Source organism: Legionella feeleii (assembly GCF_001467625.1).
Lineage (GTDB): Bacteria > Pseudomonadota > Gammaproteobacteria > Legionellales > Legionellaceae > Tatlockia > Tatlockia feeleii.
Genome location: NZ_LNYB01000008.1, coordinates 1 through 19,287, shown reverse-complemented (window position 1 = coordinate 19,287; position 19,287 = coordinate 1). Strand labels below are relative to the sequence as shown.

Genomic DNA, 19,287 nt, shown 5'->3' with positions numbered 1-19,287 from the left:
CAACGCATTGAGAAATCCCGACATATTTCGGTTAATTTATTAAGCAGATGTCTTCCCGCCTTCACGGGAAGACATCTGTAATAGTGAGAAGCAATTTGAGGAAGAGATTTCCTGCACGGAAATGACAAAATCTCCTTGCAGACACCAGGTAATTTAGGCTGCAGGCCTCACCCCATAACGCAGCATACGTTCCGCAGCTTTTATGCCTTGCATACCTACCCCCCCCATCACACCAGTCACAGAAATACTTCCGTTTGAGGTGAGGTAAACAGGCGGAATTCCTGCTGCTGAACCCCAAGAGGTTGCACTATTAATCATTGCTGGTGAGGCATTTCCTGTAATAATGAGTGCTATGTTGGCCGCTGCAGTCGTTGGAGCAGTAAAAGTAGTTGGAGCAGTAGCTAGTGTTGGTGGTGCGGGATTGGCAGTACTGTCATATTGAATAACACCACTCGCTGTTTTCAAAGCAGAGACATCTACACTAACTATATTTGTACACTTGGTTGTCGAATGGGTATTTGCGCTATTCCACGGCACAACGACTACTCCACCATAAGCCAAAGAAGAAGTTGTTGAGCAAATTCCTGAAGAATCACTGACTTGTACTTTAATATTCGAAGCTGAACCACCCAGACTTCCATTAACAACTACCCCAAGCGAATTGATTAATATTAACTGTCCACTTGCAGCAAACAGAGAATCTGCCATACCAAGCGACAAGACAATTGTTAACGAGGCCAATGATTTTTTAAATTTCATATGTTTACCAATGCACCCATCCATAGCGGCTTCCTTCCTTCGTAATTAATTAGTAAGTCCCTAATTAAAAATATAATTAACACACCATTACAAGCTTTACAAATCATATTATTGGCTTTTTACAGCAGTGAGAAATCAAGTTCTGCAGCCAGTTTGGAAATGGTAGACTTATGGTTTAATCTCACTCCATTAGAGCTCTACTGGTTTAAGGAGTTAAATGATTATTCTTTTTCTCAAAGGATTAATTGTTGGTATTGCAATTGCAGCACCTGTTGGTCCAATTGGTATATTGTGTATACAACGCTCTCTCCATAATGGTTTCCAAATCGGACTTATGAGTGGTTTGGGTGCAGCGCTAGCCGATAGCGTTTATGGAGTAATTGCTGGATTTGGTTTAACAGCACTCTCTTCTTTTTTGCTCACCCAGCAATTTTGGATACGCTTGATAGGTGGCTTATTTTTACTTTATTTTGGAATCAAACTTTTTCTGGCAGATCCCAAAGCGCGAGCAACTCGAGATGAGGAACGATCCCTTTGGCATGCCTTTGCTACCACCTTTTTATTGACCTTGACAAATCCCGCAACCATTTTATCCTTTATGGCTATATTTGCAGGTTTAGGTTTAGGCAGTACAGTCACTGACTTTATACATGCCTTTATATTAGTCTCAGGAATAACACTCGGCTCAGCACTTTGGTGGTTATTACTCAGTAGTTTCGTAGCGTTTAAATTACGCCACCGCCTTAGTCCTAAAGTAATGCGCTATATCAATCGTTTCTCTGGAATTATTATTTTATTTTTTGGGGTTTTTGCTTTATCAATGCGCTAAATATCGTCAGGTTTCTTATTTTAAACAGGATTAGAACTATCAATAAAATGATGTTGCAACTTGAAATGCTCGGACAGATGTCTGCCTAGAGCTTGAATGCCATAACGCTCTGTCGCATGATGACCACAGGCAAAATAATGAATCCCTAATTCTTGTGCTTGATAATAGGTGCGCTCGGAAATTTCACCACTGAAATAAGCGTCAACCCCAAGAGCATAAGCTTCTTCAATAAAATCCTGTGCGGCACCACTGCACCAGGCTATGCGTTGAATAATGTTATCCCCACCTTGCACATGCAAAGGTTCTCTCCCTAGTTTTTCCTGTAATTGAATTGAGAATTCTTTTGCAGTTTTACCCTGTGCTAATGAACCAGACCATAGTAAATTAGGCGTTTTACCAGCTTGGTGCATGGTGATTGCATTAAAATCAAAAAGCTTGGCCAGGCAAGCGTTATTACCCAATTCCGGATGACAATCAAGAGGTAAGTGGTACGCAAACAAAGTTATATTATTAGTGAGTAATTGAGCAACACGCTGGCGTTTAATGCCAGTTATCACTGCATCCTCACCCCGCCAGAAATAACCGTGATGCACAAACAAAGCATCCGCTTGCATTTTCACTGCCTGTTCAATAACAGCAGCTGATGCTGTAACAGCCGTACAAATTCGAGTGATCTTATCAGTCCCTTCAATCTGCACACCATTAGGCGCATAATCATTAAAATTGGCGCAAGCTAATAGAGTGTGCAGATAAGAAGCTAAATCATCACGAGCTATCACCGTACTGAAACCCTCTTGATATCAGCACCTAACATCGATAATTTTTCTTCAATACGTTCATAACCCCTGTCGACGTGGTAAATACGTTCAACACTGGTTTCTCCTTCTGCAGCCAAGCCGGCTAAAATAAGACTTGCAGAAGCGCGTAGATCAGTAGCCATAACTGGAGCGCCGGTTAATTTTTCTACGCCAGTAACCATTGCTGTATTACCATTTAAATGAATTTGAGCCCCCATACGCTGCAATTCCTGTACATGCATAAAACGATTTTCAAAGATATTCTCAATCACTGAAGAGGAACCTTCAGCAATGGTATTCAAAGCCATGAATTGCGCTTGCATATCAGTAGGAAAAGCTGGATAAGGAGCCGTGGAGATATTGACCGCCTGGGGACGCAAACCATGCATATTCAAGGTCACCCAATCTTCCCCTATCGCCAATTCAGCACCTGCTTCTTCAAATTTACAAAGCATGGATAATAAATTATCTGGTTTTACACGACGTACAGTGACTCTACCGCGTGTCAGTGCACCAGCAGTAAGATAGGTCCCTGCTTCAATACGATCGGGCATAACGGCATATCGGCCGCCACTGAGTGAGCTTACCCCTTCTACTTCAATAGTTGCTGTACCGGCGCCAGAAATTTTTGCTCCCATTTGAGTCAGGAAATTTGCCAAATCAACAACCTCTGGTTCACGAGCCGCGTTTTTAATAAGCGTTTTACCTTCTGCAAGAACAGCTGCCATGAGAACATTTTCAGTACCTGTTACAGTCACCGTATCAAAGACCAAAGGCTTACCCTGTAAACGCCCCTTTTTACAACGCGCCTTGATATAACCATTTTTCACAGAAATATCAGCACCCATTGCTTTAAGTGCTTTAAGATGTAAATCCACAGGACGAGTACCAATTGCACAGCCGCCTGGTAGTGAAACATCAGCTTGGCCAAAACGAGCCAGTAGGGGGCCTAATACTAAAATAGAAGCACGCATGGTTTTCACTAACTCATAGGGAGCAACATAACTATCAACATGAGAAGCATCCACTTGCACATTCATTTTTTCATCAACAGTTAATTGTGCACCCAATTGCCCCAAGAGCTCCATCATTGTAGTGACATCTCGAAGATGAGGCACGTTAGCGATCGTCACATTATCGGTAGCAAGGAGTGTTGCAGCCATGATCGGTAAAGCCGAATTTTTTGCACCAGAGATCACGACTTCGCCATTTAAAGCTTTACCGCCATTTATTATTAACTTATCCATGACTCGTCTCCCACTCTTCCTTTGTCCAAGTCTTCATACTAAGCGCATGTAGACTGCCGGTCGTAATATAATCTTTCAGCTTTGAATAAACCCATTGCTGTCTTGCTACCTTTGATTTGTCGAGGAAGGCGTTAGAAACGATAGTTAACTGATAATGATAACCATCTCCTTCAACCTTAACAAAATCAACCTCGCCTGTTTCTGCAAGACGACGCTCCAACTCTTCATTACTTACCATACAACTATCTCACTCTGCATATTCTTACTACAAGGGTCTGTTACACTTCTACTATCTAGGTACTTAATCTTGATTTTCTGCACTTCGCTACCCACCTACTCACGTGTATGCTCCGCGACGATACTCGAATATCAAGCCATAAACACCCAAGCTAGCGAAATTTAGCCCTTAGCTACGGTGCCAATATCCCGTTAACCCCACAAAACTCAGCCAAAGCCTGAATAACTTTTGGCATGCCTTCCAATTTGCAAATTTTGTTTTTCTCTCTACAAAGCCTTTTGGCTTCAATCAATAAAGCAAGGCCTGCACTATCACAGTGAATCACTTTGCTTAAATCAATCTTTAAAATAGCCTCTTCATTTTCCCGGCAATATTTATATAAGCGCTGACAGTCCGTTTGCACCGTAGAAAATGTCATTTCTGACGAAGGTTTAAAAGGTTGTGTTTGCACTTAAGCCGCCTTTTTAACAGTACTACGTTGATTCATTTGTTTAATTAAATCTTGCATGCTTGAGCTTCGTAAAGCTTCAGCAAATTGTGAGCGGAAGCTTTGTAATAAACTGACTCCCTCTACACTTAAATCATAGATTTTCCACGTCCCATTTTTAGATACCAGACTATAACTGAGTGGAATATTTTGTCCGTTTGAGCGGACAATCACGCTGTTTACACGAAGAAAGCGACTTGATAATGAACCTCTTACAGGGAGAAATTTTACTGTTTCATCTGTATATTCAGCTAAAGGACTTGCATAAGTGCGAATAACCAATTGCGTAAAAGCAGTAGCAAATTGCTTTCTCTCGCCTGCAGAAGCTTTATTCCAAGCTTGACGACCCAACACAGAGCGCGACATACCATTAACATCAACGTTAGGTAATAAATAGCGTTGGACAGCTTGATGAATCACTTGGGGATTATCTTTTAAACTCGCCTTATTTTGCTTAAGGGTAGTAATAATTTGATTAGCAGTATCTTCAAGCATAGGTAAAGGAGATGATTGTGCCCACAGGATTTGGGATATTGCTAAAGAGGCAACTAAAACGATTGTTTTTATTACATTCATAATTCACCTATTTTTTAATATTAAACAAAAGCTGACCAATTAGATTTTCAAGAATGACAGCTTCTTGTGTTTTTGCAATAACGTCGCCTTCTCGCAAATAAGGATGCTCTTTATTTTCCTCATCATCAAAACCAGGGACGATACTGATGTAATTAGAACCGATTAAACCCTCAGTCAAAATCCGTGCTGATGAATCTTCAAACGGTATTGGCTTATCATTTCGCAATAACATGGTTACCTTAGCATTCAATTCACCGGGCTGTAATTCAATATGAGTCACTTCACCGATGCGCACACCAGCAACTGTGACCGGCGCCCTCACCTTAAGACCACCTATATCAGTAAATTCCGCTGTTACATGATAGCCTTTGCTCGATGCTAAATTAGAAATACCACTAACTTTCATTACGAGAATAAATAAGGCAAACATCCCTAAGAGCATAAAAATTCCTACGCTGATATCGACATAGCGTTGCCTATTATTCTTATTCATTTACCAACCTCCAATCATTATCGCTGTCAAAAGAAAATCAAGTCCAAGCACTGCGACTGACGAATAAACCACTGTACGTGTTGTTGCTTGACTGATGCCTTCCGCTGTAGCAATACAATTAAACCCTTGAAACACCGCTATCCATACGACTACAAAAGCGAACACAATACTTTTAATAATGCCGCTGAACACATCAATGCGAAAATTAACTGCTGCCTGCATATTAGACCAAAAACTACCTGCATCAACGCCTAACCACTGCACACCAACAAAATAACCGCCATAAATAGCAACTGCAGAAAAAATCAGAGCCAATACTGGCAGAGAAATAAGACCTGCAAGAAAGCGTGGATAAATTACACGTCCCAATGGGTCTACACCCATCATATCCATACTTGCCAATTGTTCTGTTGCCTTCATCAAACCAATTTCAGCAGTCAAAGCAGATCCGGCCCGCCCGGCAAAAAGTAATGCACTAATCACCGGTCCAAGTTCTCTAGCTATACTCAGGGCTAGAAGCTGGCCAAGTTGGCTGCTTGCGCCAAATTTTTGCAGTGTATTATAACCCTGCAAACCAATAACCATGCCAATAAAAAGCGCGGAAACAACAATAATCAAACATGACAAAACACCAACAAAATAAAGTTGTGCACGCAATGCAGGCCAAAGCCGAGGTAAATCAGCCTTTCTAAAGAAAATACCTAATAAAAAAACACCTGAATTACCAATTGTCTGCAAATTATTTACGCCGCGCTGCCCCAAGCGTTCGAGCATATCAAGCATTTAACAACTCCTCCGTATAAGGACGTGCCGGATAATGAAAAGGTACTACACCGTCAGCTTCGCCATGCATAAATTGCTTCACTTGAGGTTGCATAGAATTTTTTAATTCAAGAGGCGTGCCATGTCCAATTACCTGACCACCTGCTATAAGATAAATGTAGTCAGCGATAGAACAAGTTTCTTCCACATCATGGGAAACAATAATAGTGGTTGTCTGTAAAAGTTGATTTAACCGCTTAATTAATCGAACAAGAACACCCATAGAAATCGGATCCTGGCCAGTAAACGGTTCATCGTACATCATCAACTCGGGATCCAAGGCCATTGTTCTCGCAAAAGCTACTCGCCTTGCCATACCGCCAGAAAGCTCGTCTGGCATCATCTGCGCAGCTCCTCGTAACCCCACTGCCTCCAATTTCATCAAAACAATGTCCCGCAACATCGCCGCGTTCAAATTGGTATGTTCACGCAAGGGAAAGGCAACGTTATCAAAAACCGATAAATGAGTAAAAAGCGCACTGCTTTGAAACAATAATCCCATTTTTCGCCTGGCTAAATACAAAGCCTTGCGCGAAAGTTGATGAATATTAACACCATTTACTAGAATTTCCCCAGCTTCTGGCTGCAATTGTGCCCCAATCAAGCGTAACAACGTTGTTTTACCGCTGCCGCTCGGACCCATAATTGCCGTGATTTTGCCTCGTTGAACTGCCAGATCCACACCAGCAAAAATAGGGCGGGACCCTCGCGTAAAGGTAAGATTGGTGATTTGCACCAAATTATCCTGCATATAATTTTTATTCCGGATCTAAATAGGAGACAATTATATACCTGATAAGAGTTATTTTGCGAATTTAAAACGCTACTAACAGCATCTAATTTTGCAGAGTTGGGGTAAAAACGATTATAACCTGCAGCCAGTCCCTGACTTGAGCTATCATCAGATTTATTTGAACATGCCATTTTTGATGAATTCATTATCAAATTAATGAGGCGCAAAGGTAAGTCTAAAAAATGCAGGAAAACCGTGGTACAGCCAATGCTATCAAGATTCTAAAGTGTAGTTCCAGACAAGTTTCTATTCCTTTTCATAATTAAGACAAAGAATTTGTATCAGGCGATGGACTTGAGTTCAGTGATGAGCTGGAGCCTAATGCTAAAGACGTTGCAGCAATTGCATCCAACTGACGAATTATTTCTTTCAGTTCAACAGCAGTGCTCGTTTTTTCACTTTTTATTATAACCCTGAGAACATCCTCCTCCACATCCCCAGAACCAGCGCTTTTTCCTGAGAAAAACTGTGGACCTTGCCTTCCTAATAAAGGCTTGGCCTGTTCTATCAGCATTTTAAAATCTACTTTACGTTGTAAAAAATTATCAATTATTGTGTTATAGGGAGTAGGATCCCGACTATAAGAAGAATTCTGCAATAACAAATAAAGCTTGTAATAGAGAATCTGCTCCATAACACGAACTTCCAACATATCAACTGCAGATTGTCTTCTTGAAGTTGATTCCTTATGAAAAGTATTCCACTCATCAATACAAACCTCAAGATTTGTAAGTAATTGCAAAGTGAATTCCGGTTGGTCATATTTGCCAAATTTTGAGAAAACCTCGACTGCGTTATTGAGCTTAAGCGTATATGGTGAAGGTCTATTATAAAAAACCGTGCTCTGCTCCAGCCACCTAGCCAGCTCTTCATTAATATTGGACTGCAATTGATAAACAGTATAAAGCTCGGGAGCATGTTCTTTTAAATAGGTTAGATTTAGCGCTCTAAAATCCACTTTATTAAGCAGACTATAATCACTTAACATCGCCATTAACCAGGTACACTTCATGGGTGTATAAATCCTCTCATCACCATCTTTTGTAGGTCGGTAATAAGGAAGCTCTGTTAAATTATTTATAATTCCAAGGCCTCCAAAGAAAGAAAGTGCACGCGAAGTTTGTTCATAATCAGGCATAAAATGTCCACTGGCGCCATCAACCATTATGATTTTGCCGTCTATAACTTTGATTTGCCCAGCCATGAATAAATTTGCATCACTATAGTAATCAGCATAGGTAGGATGCAAAATCGCTTCACTGGAAAAAAATGAGGTGCGCTCTGGTGCAAGAGCAGGTCCCATGAACATACCACCATTTACATGCACGGTATAAATAGCCGTGTTGGGAAAATCTTCGGGGTGCTGCCTAAAACTATCATAGGCTTTGATTGATAAATGTTCAGTAGTAGCATAACTAAAAGTAAGATGCCGATTATCACCTTTATCGAGCGTTTGTAATTTCAATAAATTGGTCTTGTTTGGTATGACTCGAAACTCCTCGAGCTCCTCTTTACTATGATAGACTGTTCCTACTCCAGAGCGAAGCGCATAAAATGCCTCATCACCCGCATCCTTTCCACCGTAAGGTAATAAATCCTTGCTTGCCTTTAATTTAGCGTAAAATTTTTTAAAATGGGCTTTTATTTGTTCTGCAGACTTTTCTCTTACACGTTCATAAAATGCCCAGGGATCATTGGAAACATCGCCAGGAGCTGGTCGAAGCCACGGCATAAAAAAGGGATCGAAATCGCGAATAGCTATTCGTGCAGTAATTTTTTCTCTTATTGTTTCGGCATTATCATCGTTAATAATATAACCAATAACTTCTAAGACAGTTTTTTTTAATCTTGTATAATTTTCATGATCTTTTTCATGCTTATCACAATGATGCAAAAGCTTAATGAGCCCATCAAATCGTTCGTAAATGGTTTGAGCGTCATAAATTGCCCTTAAATACTTCTCAACTACCCGGTCAGGGTGCTGTTTTGATTTTTTGTGCCAATCATTTACTGATGGCAAAACTGGGAAAGCCATTGATAGATCATTTTATGTACAATATAGAAAAATATAGTCCATAAAATACGCTTTCGCCTGCTTCTCCCAGAAAATCGACTATAACCTAAACTAGTTTTATTATAATTGTAGTTGGTTAAAAGGAACTATCTCAGCAGGATAAACCCTAGCTTTTTAACCTATAAAGAAAAAAATTACTGTGTTAAACTTGGCCTTCTGCTTGATAGCACTGAGAATACATGAATTTTTGCAAATTAGGCCTTGCGGTCATTGAAACTGAAGCTCAGGCAGTGCTTGAACTAACGCAACGCATTGATGAGCGCTTTGAAACAGCCTGCGAACTTTTACTAGCCTGTAAAGGACGCGTTGTAGTGACTGGTATGGGCAAGTCAGGTCATATTGCGCATAAAATTGCCGCCACACTTTCAAGTACAGGTACACCTGCTTTTTTTATGCACCCTGGCGAAGCCAGTCACGGTGATTTAGGTATGATTACCCGACAGGATGCCGTGGTTGCAATTTCAAATTCCGGGTTTACCAACGAAATTGTTACCTTATTACCTCTCCTTAAGCGTCTTGAAGTGCCTCTAATTACATTGACCGGCAATGATGATTCAACTTTAGCTAAAGCTGCCAGTGTCAATTTAGATATTAGTATCCGTCAGGAAGCTTGCCCTTTAGGCCTGGCTCCCACCACAAGCACCACTGTCTCTTTAGTGATGGGAGATGCTTTGGCTATCGCTTTACTGCAGGCTCGCGGCTTTAGTGCCGAAGATTTCGCCTTATCACATCCTGGCGGCGCTCTGGGCAGACGCCTTTTACTGCGTATTGACGAATTATGCCATCATGGAGATGAATTACCTTTAGTTCATGAGCAGGCTACTATTAGCGAAGCGTTGATTGAGGTTACGGCAAAAAAATTAGGAATGACCTGCGTGGTAGATAACCATGGCTATTTATCAGGTGTTTATACCGATGGCGATGTAAGACGTACTTTGACTCAAAATTTTGACATTAATACGACGCCGTTGGCCAGTGTTATGAGTAGAAATTGTAAAACAATCAAAAAAGGAACATTGGCAGCAGAAGCACTGGCAATTATGCAAAAATACAGTATTACCTCTTTAGTTGTTGTTGATGACGATAATAAACCAGCAGCAGTTATCCATTTACATGATCTGCTTCGGGCTGGTGTTTTTTAAGGTGGAAAAATGAACGAATTAACAGAAAAAGCCAAGCATATCAAGTGCTTAATTTGTGATGTTGATGGGGTTTTGACTGATGGTCTTCTCCATATAGATAACATGGGCAATGAATTAAAATCTTTTCATGTACAAGATGGAATGGGTTTAAAATTACTAATGGCTGCTGACATAGTAGTAGCAGTTATTACTACTTCTCAAAATGCCGTCATTGATCACCGCATGAAACAATTAGGTATTTTACACTATTTTACAGGACAGGTAGATAAGCGAGATGCATTTGAGCAGTTAAAATTACGCCTGGGTTTGAGTAACAAGGAAATTGCTTATATAGGGGACGACCTACCTGATTTGGCTATTATTCAACAGGTAGGCCTGGGAGTTGCCGTTGCAAATGCGGTGCCTCAAGTAAAAGAATTTGCGGTTTGGCAAACTGAACAACAAGGCGGGCGTGGCGCTGTTCGTGAAGTTTGTGAACTAATTCTAAACGCGCAAGACAAACAAGAACTCGCACTAACCAGGTACCTCGCATCATGAATGCAGCCAAACAAGCTGCATGGTTATTTTGTGTATTAATAGCACTGGCATGTTCCGGTTGGTATTTTGCAAGCTCTACACCAGTAGCCAAACTTAATGATAAAGCCCTTTCAAAAGCGGCTGACACAATTATTACGAACTTAACTGTACGCCGTTTTGATGAGACTGGGAAATTAGTCAATTATTTAAAAACTCCCGAAGTACAGCATATACCGAACCATAATACCCACCTACTGCAATCGCCTCATATTATTATCACTCAAGACAACCAAGCACCTTGGGAAATTAAATCCGAGCGAGCCAGGGCAATCAATGGCGGGCAACAAATTACTTTTATTCATAATGTAATAGTTCATCAAAATAAAAGTACGCACAACCAGGAAAGTACAATGAAAACAGAGGAACTCACCTATTTTCCTAAAAACAAGCTAGCCACTACCGAAAAAGCAGTGCGCTTTGAACAACCAGGCAGTATTGTTCTCGCCCAGGGAATGAAAGCCTATCTAGCCGATAAGCGAGTACAGTTATTAAGTAAAGCGCGAGCCACTTATGAACCCAAACATGCCTAAGATTGGACTATTGAAATGCATTACGTTGTTAATACTGATCTTAACTAGTAACCATAGTCTGGCAATGCCTGATGATCGCGAAAAACTGGTTGAATTATCAGCGGATTCGGCTGATCTCGATCAACAAACCCATCGCGGGGAATATATTGGTGACGTCCAATTCGATCAAGGAACTACTCATTTACGAGCAGCAAAAGCGATTACTGAGGGTGATAAACACAACAAATTAGTTTTTGCTGTTGCAGAAGGTAATGATAAGGAACAGGCTCATTATTGGACGCAAACTGCATTAGATAAACCCTTATTACATGCCTACGCTGATATCATCCGTTATTATCCAAACCGCCACCTGATTGAACTGATTGGTAATGCCCATGTATCCCAAGGTGATAATTCTTTTGCAGCGCCTAAAATTAGTTACGATACGCTCAAACAGCATGTAGTCTCTAAAAGTGATGGTAAGACACGTACGACAATTATCATTCATCCAGGAAAACAATCATGAGTGAATTGTCAGCAAAAAACTTAAAAAAATCATTTAAAACCCGTACTGTTGTTAATGGTGTCAGTATTAATATTCGTCGTGGCGAATGTGTCGGTTTATTAGGGCCAAACGGGGCAGGAAAAACAACTTGTTTTTATATGATCGTTGGCCTCCAATCCTGTGATGAGGGCCAAATCATCCTTGACGGCAAAGATGTTACCAAGGCGCCGATGCACCAACGAGCACGATTAGGTGTAGGTTATCTACCCCAGGAAGCATCAGTATTTCGTAAAATGACCGTATCAGAGAATATCTTGGCTATCCTGCAATTACGTAATGATCTCGATGAGCAAGCACGGCAAGAGAAACTAGAGCAATTGCTGCATGAATTCCATATTTCTCATTTACAAAAAAGTTTAGGAATGAGTTTATCAGGTGGTGAGCGCCGCCGTGTTGAAATCGCACGCGCATTGGCCATTGAACCGACCTTCATTTTGTTGGATGAGCCATTCGCAGGTGTTGATCCTATCTCTGTTCTTGATATTAAAAAAATAATTTCCCATTTATGTGACAAAAATATTGGGGTTTTAATCACAGATCACAATGTCCGTGAAACTTTAGATATCTGTGAACGAGCATATATTGTGACTCAGGGCAGAATCCTTTGCGAAGGTTCGCCCGAAGCAATTCTTGCCAACCAACAAGTACGTGCAGTGTATTTGGGTGAAGAGTTCTCATTATAATCATGTTGCTAATTATTGATAATTACGATTCTTTTACTTATAACCTCGTACAATACTTTCAATGCTTGGGGCAAGAGGTTAAGGTCTTTGCAAATGATCGCATCTCTATTGAGGATATTGAACGTCTAGCGCCCCAATACCTGGTTATTTCTCCCGGCCCCAAAGGCCCAGCGCAGGCAGGTATTTCTTTACAGGTGATTGAACATTTTTATCAACAAACTCCCATTCTTGGAATTTGTTTAGGTCATCAATGTCTAGCTCATTTTTTTGGAGCTTCCATTATTCAGGCACCAGAAATAATGCACGGCAAAAACTCTTTAATTAACCATAACAAGCAAGGCTTGTTTCGTAATTTGCCCACCCCATTTCAGGCTACTCGTTATCATTCATTAGCTGTCGATATTGCAACCCTGCCCTCTTGTTTTGCCATTGATGCATGGGCTGATAATACAATTATGGCTATTACACATCGTCAATATCCTTTATATGGTCTACAATTTCATCCGGAAGCCATTTTAAGTGAATATGGCATGCAGCTTTTAACTCATTTTTTAGCCTATGAATACCAATAAATTATTTGAGCAATTAATTGCCGGTGAAAATTTAACCGCCACAGCAACACAAGACTTTATGTTTGCCTGCATGAAAGGTGAATTGAGTGATGTGCAAATCGCTACCTTCTTAGCCCTCATGCGTATGAAAGGTGAAACAGTTGAGGAATTAACTGCTGCGGCTTCCGTCATGATGAAAATGGCTCACTGTATTGATTTAGGTAATGATTTGCTAGACATCGTGGGCACAGGGGGTGATGGCAAAAATACCTTTAATGTCTCAACGGTCAGCAGTTTTGTTGCTGCAGCAGCAGGGGCTCATGTGGCTAAACACGGTAATCGTTCTGTTTCTAGTCGTAGTGGTAGTGCCGATTTGCTATTACAGGCTGGCTTCGAACTTCATTTGACCGATGCACAGTTACAAGCCTGTATGCAGCAATGCGGTGTCAGTTTTTTATTTGCTCCTCATTTTCATCAAGCTGTACAACATGCAAAAACAGCACGTCAACAACTTGGGATACGTACTTTTTTTAATTTACTTGGCCCCCTTATTAATCCCGCCCATGTAAAAAAACAAGTTGTCGGCGTCTGCGCATATCGTTTGCTAGAGCCAATAGCCAAAGTGCTTGCTAATCTTGGCAGTGAGCGTGCATTGGTCATCAATTCTCGTGATGGCATGGATGAGGTCAGTATTTCAGCCATTACGGATGTTGTAGAATATCATCAAGGCGAATTCAAACATTGGTGTATTGACCCCAAAGATTATGATTGTTTTCATGCGGATTTGGAAGCCATTATTGTTAACTCCCCTGCTCAAAGCCTGATACTTGCAGAGAAGGTGTTGAATGGTGAGTTGGGGCCCGCACGCGATATCGTCCTATTAAACACTGCCGCAGCACTTTATTGTGCGGAACTCAGCTCCAGTTTCAACGATGCTGTAGAAAAGGCCAAAAAGGCAATTGATAGTGGCAAAGCCGCCGAAAAATTTGTGCAATTGAAAGAATTAACTCAACAAGTGATAAAACAATAATGAATAGTATTTTAAATCGCATAGCCGAACATAAGCAGGAAGAAATTGCACAAGCAAAACGTCTTAAGCCTTTAGCCAGTTTAAAAAATATTGACACTTTACCTGTTCGAGATTTTATTGCTGGCTTACATAAGATTAATCCAGCCATTATTGCGGAAATCAAAAAAGCCTCACCCAGTAAAGGAATCATACGTGCTGATTTTGATGTAGCAACTATCGCCCAAATTTACGAAAAAAATGGTGCCAGCTGTTTATCTGTCCTTACAGACCATCACTTTTTTCAAGGCGATCCAAGTTATTTAGCTGTAGCGAAAAAACATTCATCCTTACCTGTGCTACGTAAAGACTTCATCATAGATGATTACCAACTCCATGAAAGCCGGGCTCTGGGAGCCGATTGTATTTTGTTGATAGTTGCTATGCTTGATGATTCACAACTCCGAGATTATTGCCAATTAGCTCAAGAACTGGGTATGGCAGTATTGGTAGAAAGCCATACGCTAACAGAACTTGAGCGTGCACTGGTACTACCTACTCCTTTGATGGGAGTCAATAATCGAAGTTTACACACGTTTATTACTGATATTCGTACCAGTCTTGAATTAATTCATCATCTGCCAGCAGATAAAATCATGATCAGTGAAAGCGGCATTAACACCAACGAAGATATTAAGCTAATGCAAGCAAATGGCATCAATACCTTTTTAATCGGTGAGAGTTTAATGCGCGCGGCAAATATAGGACATAAACTTCAAGAATTAATGAGCTAATCTTTACAGTTTATATTTTTTTAATTAATTATTTGTTTTTAATTAAATTATTTAGTCACCAATAATATCCTTACCCCACTGAAAATGAGTGGTTTTTCCATTTATTTGTCTTACTGTGCTAAATTTAGCATAATGCAACCCCATTTTTTATGGCTGAGAGCCTATGACAAATAAAAAAATAACACCTGCTCTTTTGAAACAATTAGTCAACAAGGCGGAGCGCAATCAGGATGGCGATACCGCGAATTACATACCCGAATTAGCGAATGTGAACAAAGACTTAACTGCAGTAGCAGTTAAGCTTTTAAGCGGCGAATCATTTTCTTACAGCAATATGCCTTTATCGCCAGTTACTTTACAAAGTACAGGCAAAATGATTCCCCTTATTGGTCTTTTAGAGGAATTTGGCGCAGAACAGCTTTTTGAATGGGTTAAAGTTGAACCTTCCGGTGATGATTTTGCATCGATTACCCGTCTCGAACGGTTTGGCCCCAAACCATCCAATCCTATGTTAAATGCCGGCGCAATCACCCTTTGCTCTCATATACCTGGCTTAGGGGAGCAGAAATTTGCCTGGCTGGAACATTGGGTACAGAAATTATTTAATCAGCGTTTGAGCATAAATCCTCTCGTATTTGCGTCAGAAAAAAGGACTGGGGACCGTAATCGTTCTATGGCGTATTTACTTAAAAGCAGGAACAATTTGGGAACCGGCGTTAATGAAACCCTTGATTTATATTTTACTCTTTGCTCTTACGAAGCAATGCTTGAACAGATGCTCTATTTACCGACTATCTTAGCCAATGCAGGAAAAGATCCCCAAGATGGAACACAAATTATTTCTCTTGAAACATGTAAAATTACGCTCGCTATCATGGCAACCTGTGGTTTATATGATGAGACTGGAACACATATGGTTCGTACCGGCATGCCCGCTAAAAGTGGCGTTTCAGGATATACCATTGCAGTAGTTCCTGCCAAAGCAGGTATAGTGGTACTTAGTCCTCGAGTCAATGCTAAAGGCAATAGCATTCGCGGTGAAATTATCTTGGAAAACTTATCAAAAACCATGGAATGGCATTTTGCAGTTCCCTAAGCTGGTAAAGTACCCATTAGGCCTCTTGCATAACCTCTGTATTTTAAGGCGCAAACGTTTCAGGAGCGGAGCTTACAAGTAAGTAGTAAATAAGCATCGCAGAAACGTTCGCATTACAGCAATATAACCAGAGACACCGGTTATACAAGGGGTCTGCTGTTTAATCATCTGACAAAGGTTCTGGTATATGTACTGGTTCTGGCTCTGGATCATTGGCTGGACTTGGCTCAGGAGAATAATCAGGGCCTGGTTCTGCTGGATCGGGCAGCATAGGATCTTCTAATGGTGGTGAAGAGGGGATTTCCTCCGGCTCTCCTGATTGATCTTGATAATTCACAGTACTCTCCTTAGTCCTTAGGTCACTGTCGTTGGAGGTGGAATTTCTGGCAACGCAGCAGTAGGAGTAACTCCCACAACCTGAACATGTGCAACCTCAGCGCCATTGGAGAATTCAAAAAGCTTTCCACCACCATGTGCTGCATCTACATTTCCAAGTTCATTCCAGGTTTGCGTAGATGTTTTTTCAATATTGACTGTATCATGTTGTTGGCCATCACCGTCCCCCCGAATTTTCAGCACATGATCATAGGTAACACCATTTACCTCAACACTCAAATCACTGTTATGAGATAATTTTAATGCCGCATCCAAATCAAGATGCACATCATTTTTACCGGCACCAGCCATATCAATCACTTCCCAGCCACCATGACCAAAATGTTCTTTAATTTCATTAGTACTTAAGCCCATGTTATTTTCGTTAAATTTCACTGTATCAATACCATGTCCGCCAGCTACCGTTCCCATGTGTGATAAATCCTCAGGAATTAATAAATTCTCAGAATTATTACTAAGGACTTTTTCATGCTCATTACTAAAATCAAACAAATTGAGATTTAACGGATCAGAAGTGACTGTAACGGTAAAGTTCCCTGAAATAGAATCTCCATCTCCATCAGTAGCAGTAAATTGGAAAGGCAAATCTGTTGTTTTATCGCCTTCAATATCAAATTCAACTCCAGAAACTCGGAAATGCTTATTATTTGCACTGGAAGAGCTTGAATTATTTTCAAGTTCTACACGATCAAGGTATTTATTGGCTGTTACAGGAATATCAACACTGGCACTTGTTCCATCAGGTAAAATTGCAGTTCCTGTGGCAGTTGTGCCATCAGTGTAATAAGCAGTCCACTTATAAGAGACATCTACAGAGCCTGTAGCAATAAGATCCAATGTCATTCCAGTAGCATTATTTGCTACCCCATCAAGACCCGTATTATCAAAATCAAATGTTAATTTTTCACCTCTATTAACTACGGTATTACCTGCACCTCCTGTAACGCCCAGGCCATTACTATTTAAAATGACATTACCATTACCCCCACTTGCAGTGATCTTCATTTCCCAATCACCAGCTGAAGTAGACAAAGCCCCAGACGTACTATTTACATAATAGGCACTTGCATTACCTGAACCTGTAACTGTTGGCGTATAAGCAATGTTAATAGGATCAAGCGGTTGATGAAGAGTAAAGTTGTAGGTCCCATCAGGTCCATCAGCGGAAAGGACAAATACTACATTTGAACCAGCCATCGCAGTAATCGTTGAACCAGATACATTATAGGTAACATCAACTCTCCCTGAAGTTAATCCTTCCAAAGGTGTTCCATTTAGATTGATTACCCCACCTTGAGATTCACCCCCCATATCTGCTAATACGCCATCAATTTCAGCGCCAGCAATATTTTGTGTTACCCCATCGGCTATATTTGCTACCGGGACATCATCAACTGGATACACAACAACGTTAATATTTACTGTGCTGCTTTCTTGATCACCGTTTGCTGTTTCCGTTGCAGTGGCAGTGACTTGCAGTGAAAAATTGCCATTAAAATTGAGCGGCGGAAGAATTGTTAAAGCATTCAGATTCCAACCGGTGATATCAACAGAAGTATTACCTACAGTACTAGTGAAAGTATGCGTACCATCACTAAGTACAGCACCGACAGGAATATTACCAAGTTTAATTGCTAAAATTTCGGAACCATCAGTATCTACCAATGCAGCATTAATGCGTGAGAGTGGAATGGCTGTATCTTCGCTACCTTCATTATAATGAGTATGCTTGATAAAAACCATCAGGCTTAAGTTCAGAAAGACGGAGATTGACGCCATGCACATCATCTACATCTTGATATAATTTGAAATTTGCTGAGCTTAAATCTTTAATCGCGCCACCATTGTCACGCAAATTAACATCATAATTACCTGGTCCATCAGAATTATTATGATAAATGGATAACAAATAATAACCTGTTGCAGTGGGGACAAAATTACCGCTAAATACACCTTGACTACCTCCCCAGGTAGCTTGAGCTACAACGTTATTACCCACCACAATACAAATACTATCATCACCAGATCCACTAAATGTATAAGTATGACCTGCTTCTAAATAAATAAGCCCTGAAATTTTTGATGCTGTTCCTACTGCAACATCATTCGTACCTGGTTGTTGAACATTTTGTATACTGGTTGTAGAACTTGGATTTAAAAGAGTAGCCTCTATAACAGCTTGTAAAGTACTTGGCGTAGCCCCGGATCCATTCGTTGTCAAACCTAAGATATTATTTGTCCATGTTTCTTTCATTAACCCTGTTCCAATTGGAATTGAAGAAGTCGGAGTAGTTAATCCTAGAGTAGGAACATCAGCAACTGGAGTAACATTGAGTTGAAGAGACGCCGTTGCAGAACCGCCCTGTCCATCACTAACGGTATAAGTTATAGATGGCGCTGAACCACTCCAATTCGCTACAGGCGTAAAATTATAAGCGCCATTTGCTGCAATGCTAACGGTACCTACACCCGCTATTGTTGCTGTAGCACCAGCGGTATAAGAGGTATTGTTGATGGAGAAAGCCGTTACAGTTAAAACACCACCATCTGTATCTTGATCATTGCTAAGAACATTCCCGGTAATGGTTGTATCTTCATTACCAGTTTTCGTGTCGTTGGTTAAAATAGGGACTTCATTAGTACCCTGAATGGTTACGGTAACCACTTTGGTAGCAGTTCCATCGAGAGATTTCGCCGTGAAACTATCAGTCAACGATTGGCCAACCTTTAATTGCTGGATGGCCGTTTGTGCATTGTTCGCCGTGTAAGTCCAGGCCCCATTGGCGGCTAAGGTAAAGGTACCGTAGGTCCCTGCCACAGAAGGCTGGGCGATAAAACTGGATTGGCCGGCATC

The 19,287-nt window shown here is 40.8% G+C and carries 23 protein-coding genes; 10 read left to right on the top strand and 13 right to left on the bottom strand.

Annotated features, from left to right (window positions below):
• Positions 1-153 precede the first annotated feature (153 nt).
• Positions 154-783, bottom strand: a complete 630-nt coding sequence (locus Lfee_RS00790; protein ID WP_058443378.1) for a hypothetical protein — start codon at positions 781-783, stop codon at positions 154-156.
• Between the two features lie 193 nt (positions 784-976).
• On the opposite strand from Lfee_RS00790, the gene Lfee_RS00785 reads away from it, so the two are divergent.
• Positions 977-1,588 carry a LysE family translocator gene (locus Lfee_RS00785; protein WP_058443377.1) on the top strand — a complete coding sequence of 204 codons (612 nt, stop codon included), beginning with the start codon at positions 977-979 and terminating at the stop codon, positions 1,586-1,588.
• Positions 1,589-1,608: 20 nt separating this feature from the next.
• On the opposite strand, the gene Lfee_RS00780 is transcribed toward Lfee_RS00785, so the two are convergent.
• The 9 genes from Lfee_RS00780 to Lfee_RS00740 all read right to left on the bottom strand — a co-directional run bounded on the left by Lfee_RS00780 (position 1,609) and on the right by Lfee_RS00740 (position 9,076).
• Positions 1,609-2,367: a Nif3-like dinuclear metal center hexameric protein gene (locus Lfee_RS00780; protein ID WP_082646528.1), complete on the bottom strand. Its 759-nt coding sequence runs from the start codon at positions 2,365-2,367 to the stop codon at positions 1,609-1,611.
• Positions 2,364-3,632 carry a UDP-N-acetylglucosamine 1-carboxyvinyltransferase gene (murA, locus tag Lfee_RS00775; RefSeq protein ID WP_058443376.1) on the bottom strand — a complete coding sequence of 423 codons (1,269 nt, stop codon included), beginning with the start codon at positions 3,630-3,632 and terminating at the stop codon, positions 2,364-2,366. Before murA ends, Lfee_RS00780 begins: the two co-directional genes overlap by 4 nt.
• Positions 3,625-3,870 carry a BolA family protein gene (locus Lfee_RS00770; protein ID WP_058443375.1) on the bottom strand — a complete coding sequence of 82 codons (246 nt, stop codon included), beginning with the start codon at positions 3,868-3,870 and terminating at the stop codon, positions 3,625-3,627. Before Lfee_RS00770 ends, murA begins: the two co-directional genes overlap by 8 nt.
• 172 nt (positions 3,871-4,042) lie before the next feature.
• Positions 4,043-4,321, bottom strand: a complete 279-nt coding sequence (locus Lfee_RS00765) for an STAS domain-containing protein (RefSeq protein ID WP_064088257.1) — start codon at positions 4,319-4,321, stop codon at positions 4,043-4,045.
• Positions 4,322-4,933 (bottom strand): MlaC/ttg2D family ABC transporter substrate-binding protein, encoded by a 612-nt coding sequence (locus Lfee_RS00760; protein WP_058443374.1) that lies wholly within the window; start codon positions 4,931-4,933, stop codon positions 4,322-4,324.
• Between the two features lie 7 nt (positions 4,934-4,940).
• A complete protein-coding gene (mlaD, locus tag Lfee_RS00755; protein WP_058443373.1) occupies positions 4,941-5,426 on the bottom strand; it encodes an outer membrane lipid asymmetry maintenance protein MlaD in 486 nt (161 codons plus the stop codon).
• The gene (gene mlaE / locus Lfee_RS00750; RefSeq protein ID WP_058443372.1) at positions 5,427-6,209 is read right to left on the bottom strand and encodes a lipid asymmetry maintenance ABC transporter permease subunit MlaE; all 783 of its coding nucleotides are present in this window, start codon (positions 6,207-6,209) and stop codon (positions 5,427-5,429) included.
• Positions 6,202-6,999 (bottom strand): ATP-binding cassette domain-containing protein, encoded by a 798-nt coding sequence (locus Lfee_RS00745; RefSeq protein WP_058443371.1) that lies wholly within the window; start codon positions 6,997-6,999, stop codon positions 6,202-6,204. The genes mlaE and Lfee_RS00745 overlap by 8 nt, the downstream gene beginning before the upstream one ends.
• Positions 7,000-7,303: 304 nt before the next feature.
• A complete protein-coding gene (locus Lfee_RS00740; RefSeq protein ID WP_058443370.1) occupies positions 7,304-9,076 on the bottom strand; it encodes a hypothetical protein in 1,773 nt (590 codons plus the stop codon).
• Between the two features lie 218 nt (positions 9,077-9,294).
• Here Lfee_RS00740 and Lfee_RS00735 point away from each other — a divergent pair, with 218 nt between their 5' ends.
• The 9 genes from Lfee_RS00735 (at position 9,295) to glsA (ending at position 16,037) form a co-directional block, all read left to right on the top strand.
• The gene (locus tag Lfee_RS00735; RefSeq protein WP_058443369.1) at positions 9,295-10,257 is read left to right on the top strand and encodes a KpsF/GutQ family sugar-phosphate isomerase; all 963 of its coding nucleotides are present in this window, start codon (positions 9,295-9,297) and stop codon (positions 10,255-10,257) included.
• Positions 10,258-10,266: 9 nt separating this feature from the next.
• Entirely contained in the window at positions 10,267-10,794 is a 528-nt protein-coding gene (locus tag Lfee_RS00730; RefSeq protein WP_058443368.1) for a KdsC family phosphatase, read from the top strand.
• Positions 10,791-11,363: an LPS export ABC transporter periplasmic protein LptC gene (gene lptC / locus Lfee_RS00725; protein WP_058443367.1), complete on the top strand. Its 573-nt coding sequence runs from the start codon at positions 10,791-10,793 to the stop codon at positions 11,361-11,363. Before Lfee_RS00730 ends, lptC begins: the two co-directional genes overlap by 4 nt.
• Entirely contained in the window at positions 11,356-11,868 is a 513-nt protein-coding gene (gene lptA / locus Lfee_RS00720) for a lipopolysaccharide transport periplasmic protein LptA (protein WP_058443366.1), read from the top strand. The genes lptC and lptA overlap by 8 nt, the downstream gene beginning before the upstream one ends.
• Positions 11,865-12,590, top strand: coding sequence for an LPS export ABC transporter ATP-binding protein (lptB, locus tag Lfee_RS00715; protein WP_058443365.1), 726 nt, complete (start codon positions 11,865-11,867; stop codon positions 12,588-12,590). Before lptA ends, lptB begins: the two co-directional genes overlap by 4 nt.
• A 2-nt stretch (positions 12,591-12,592) precedes the next feature.
• Entirely contained in the window at positions 12,593-13,162 is a 570-nt protein-coding gene (locus Lfee_RS00710; RefSeq protein WP_058443364.1) for an anthranilate synthase component II, read from the top strand.
• Entirely contained in the window at positions 13,149-14,171 is a 1,023-nt protein-coding gene (gene trpD, locus Lfee_RS00705; protein ID WP_058443363.1) for an anthranilate phosphoribosyltransferase, read from the top strand. The genes Lfee_RS00710 and trpD overlap by 14 nt, the downstream gene beginning before the upstream one ends.
• Positions 14,171-14,941 carry an indole-3-glycerol phosphate synthase TrpC gene (trpC, locus tag Lfee_RS00700; protein WP_058443362.1) on the top strand — a complete coding sequence of 257 codons (771 nt, stop codon included), beginning with the start codon at positions 14,171-14,173 and terminating at the stop codon, positions 14,939-14,941. Before trpD ends, trpC begins: the two co-directional genes overlap by 1 nt.
• Before the next feature lie 163 nt (positions 14,942-15,104).
• Complete coding sequence (gene glsA, locus Lfee_RS00695) at positions 15,105-16,037, top strand: glutaminase A (RefSeq protein ID WP_058443361.1); 933 nt, start codon at positions 15,105-15,107, stop codon at positions 16,035-16,037.
• Positions 16,038-16,197: 160 nt separating this feature from the next.
• On the opposite strand, the gene Lfee_RS16865 is transcribed toward glsA, so the two are convergent.
• The 3 genes from Lfee_RS16865 to Lfee_RS00685 form a co-directional block, all read right to left on the bottom strand.
• Entirely contained in the window at positions 16,198-16,374 is a 177-nt protein-coding gene (locus tag Lfee_RS16865; protein WP_156413350.1) for a hypothetical protein, read from the bottom strand.
• A gap of 17 nt (positions 16,375-16,391) precedes the next feature.
• Positions 16,392-18,212: a hypothetical protein gene (locus Lfee_RS00690; protein ID WP_156506581.1), complete on the bottom strand. Its 1,821-nt coding sequence runs from the start codon at positions 18,210-18,212 to the stop codon at positions 16,392-16,394.
• Positions 18,148-19,287: VCBS domain-containing protein (locus Lfee_RS00685; RefSeq protein ID WP_169791953.1), on the bottom strand; the 1,140-nt coding region annotated here is incomplete at its 5' end. The genes Lfee_RS00685 and Lfee_RS00690, both read right to left, overlap by 65 nt.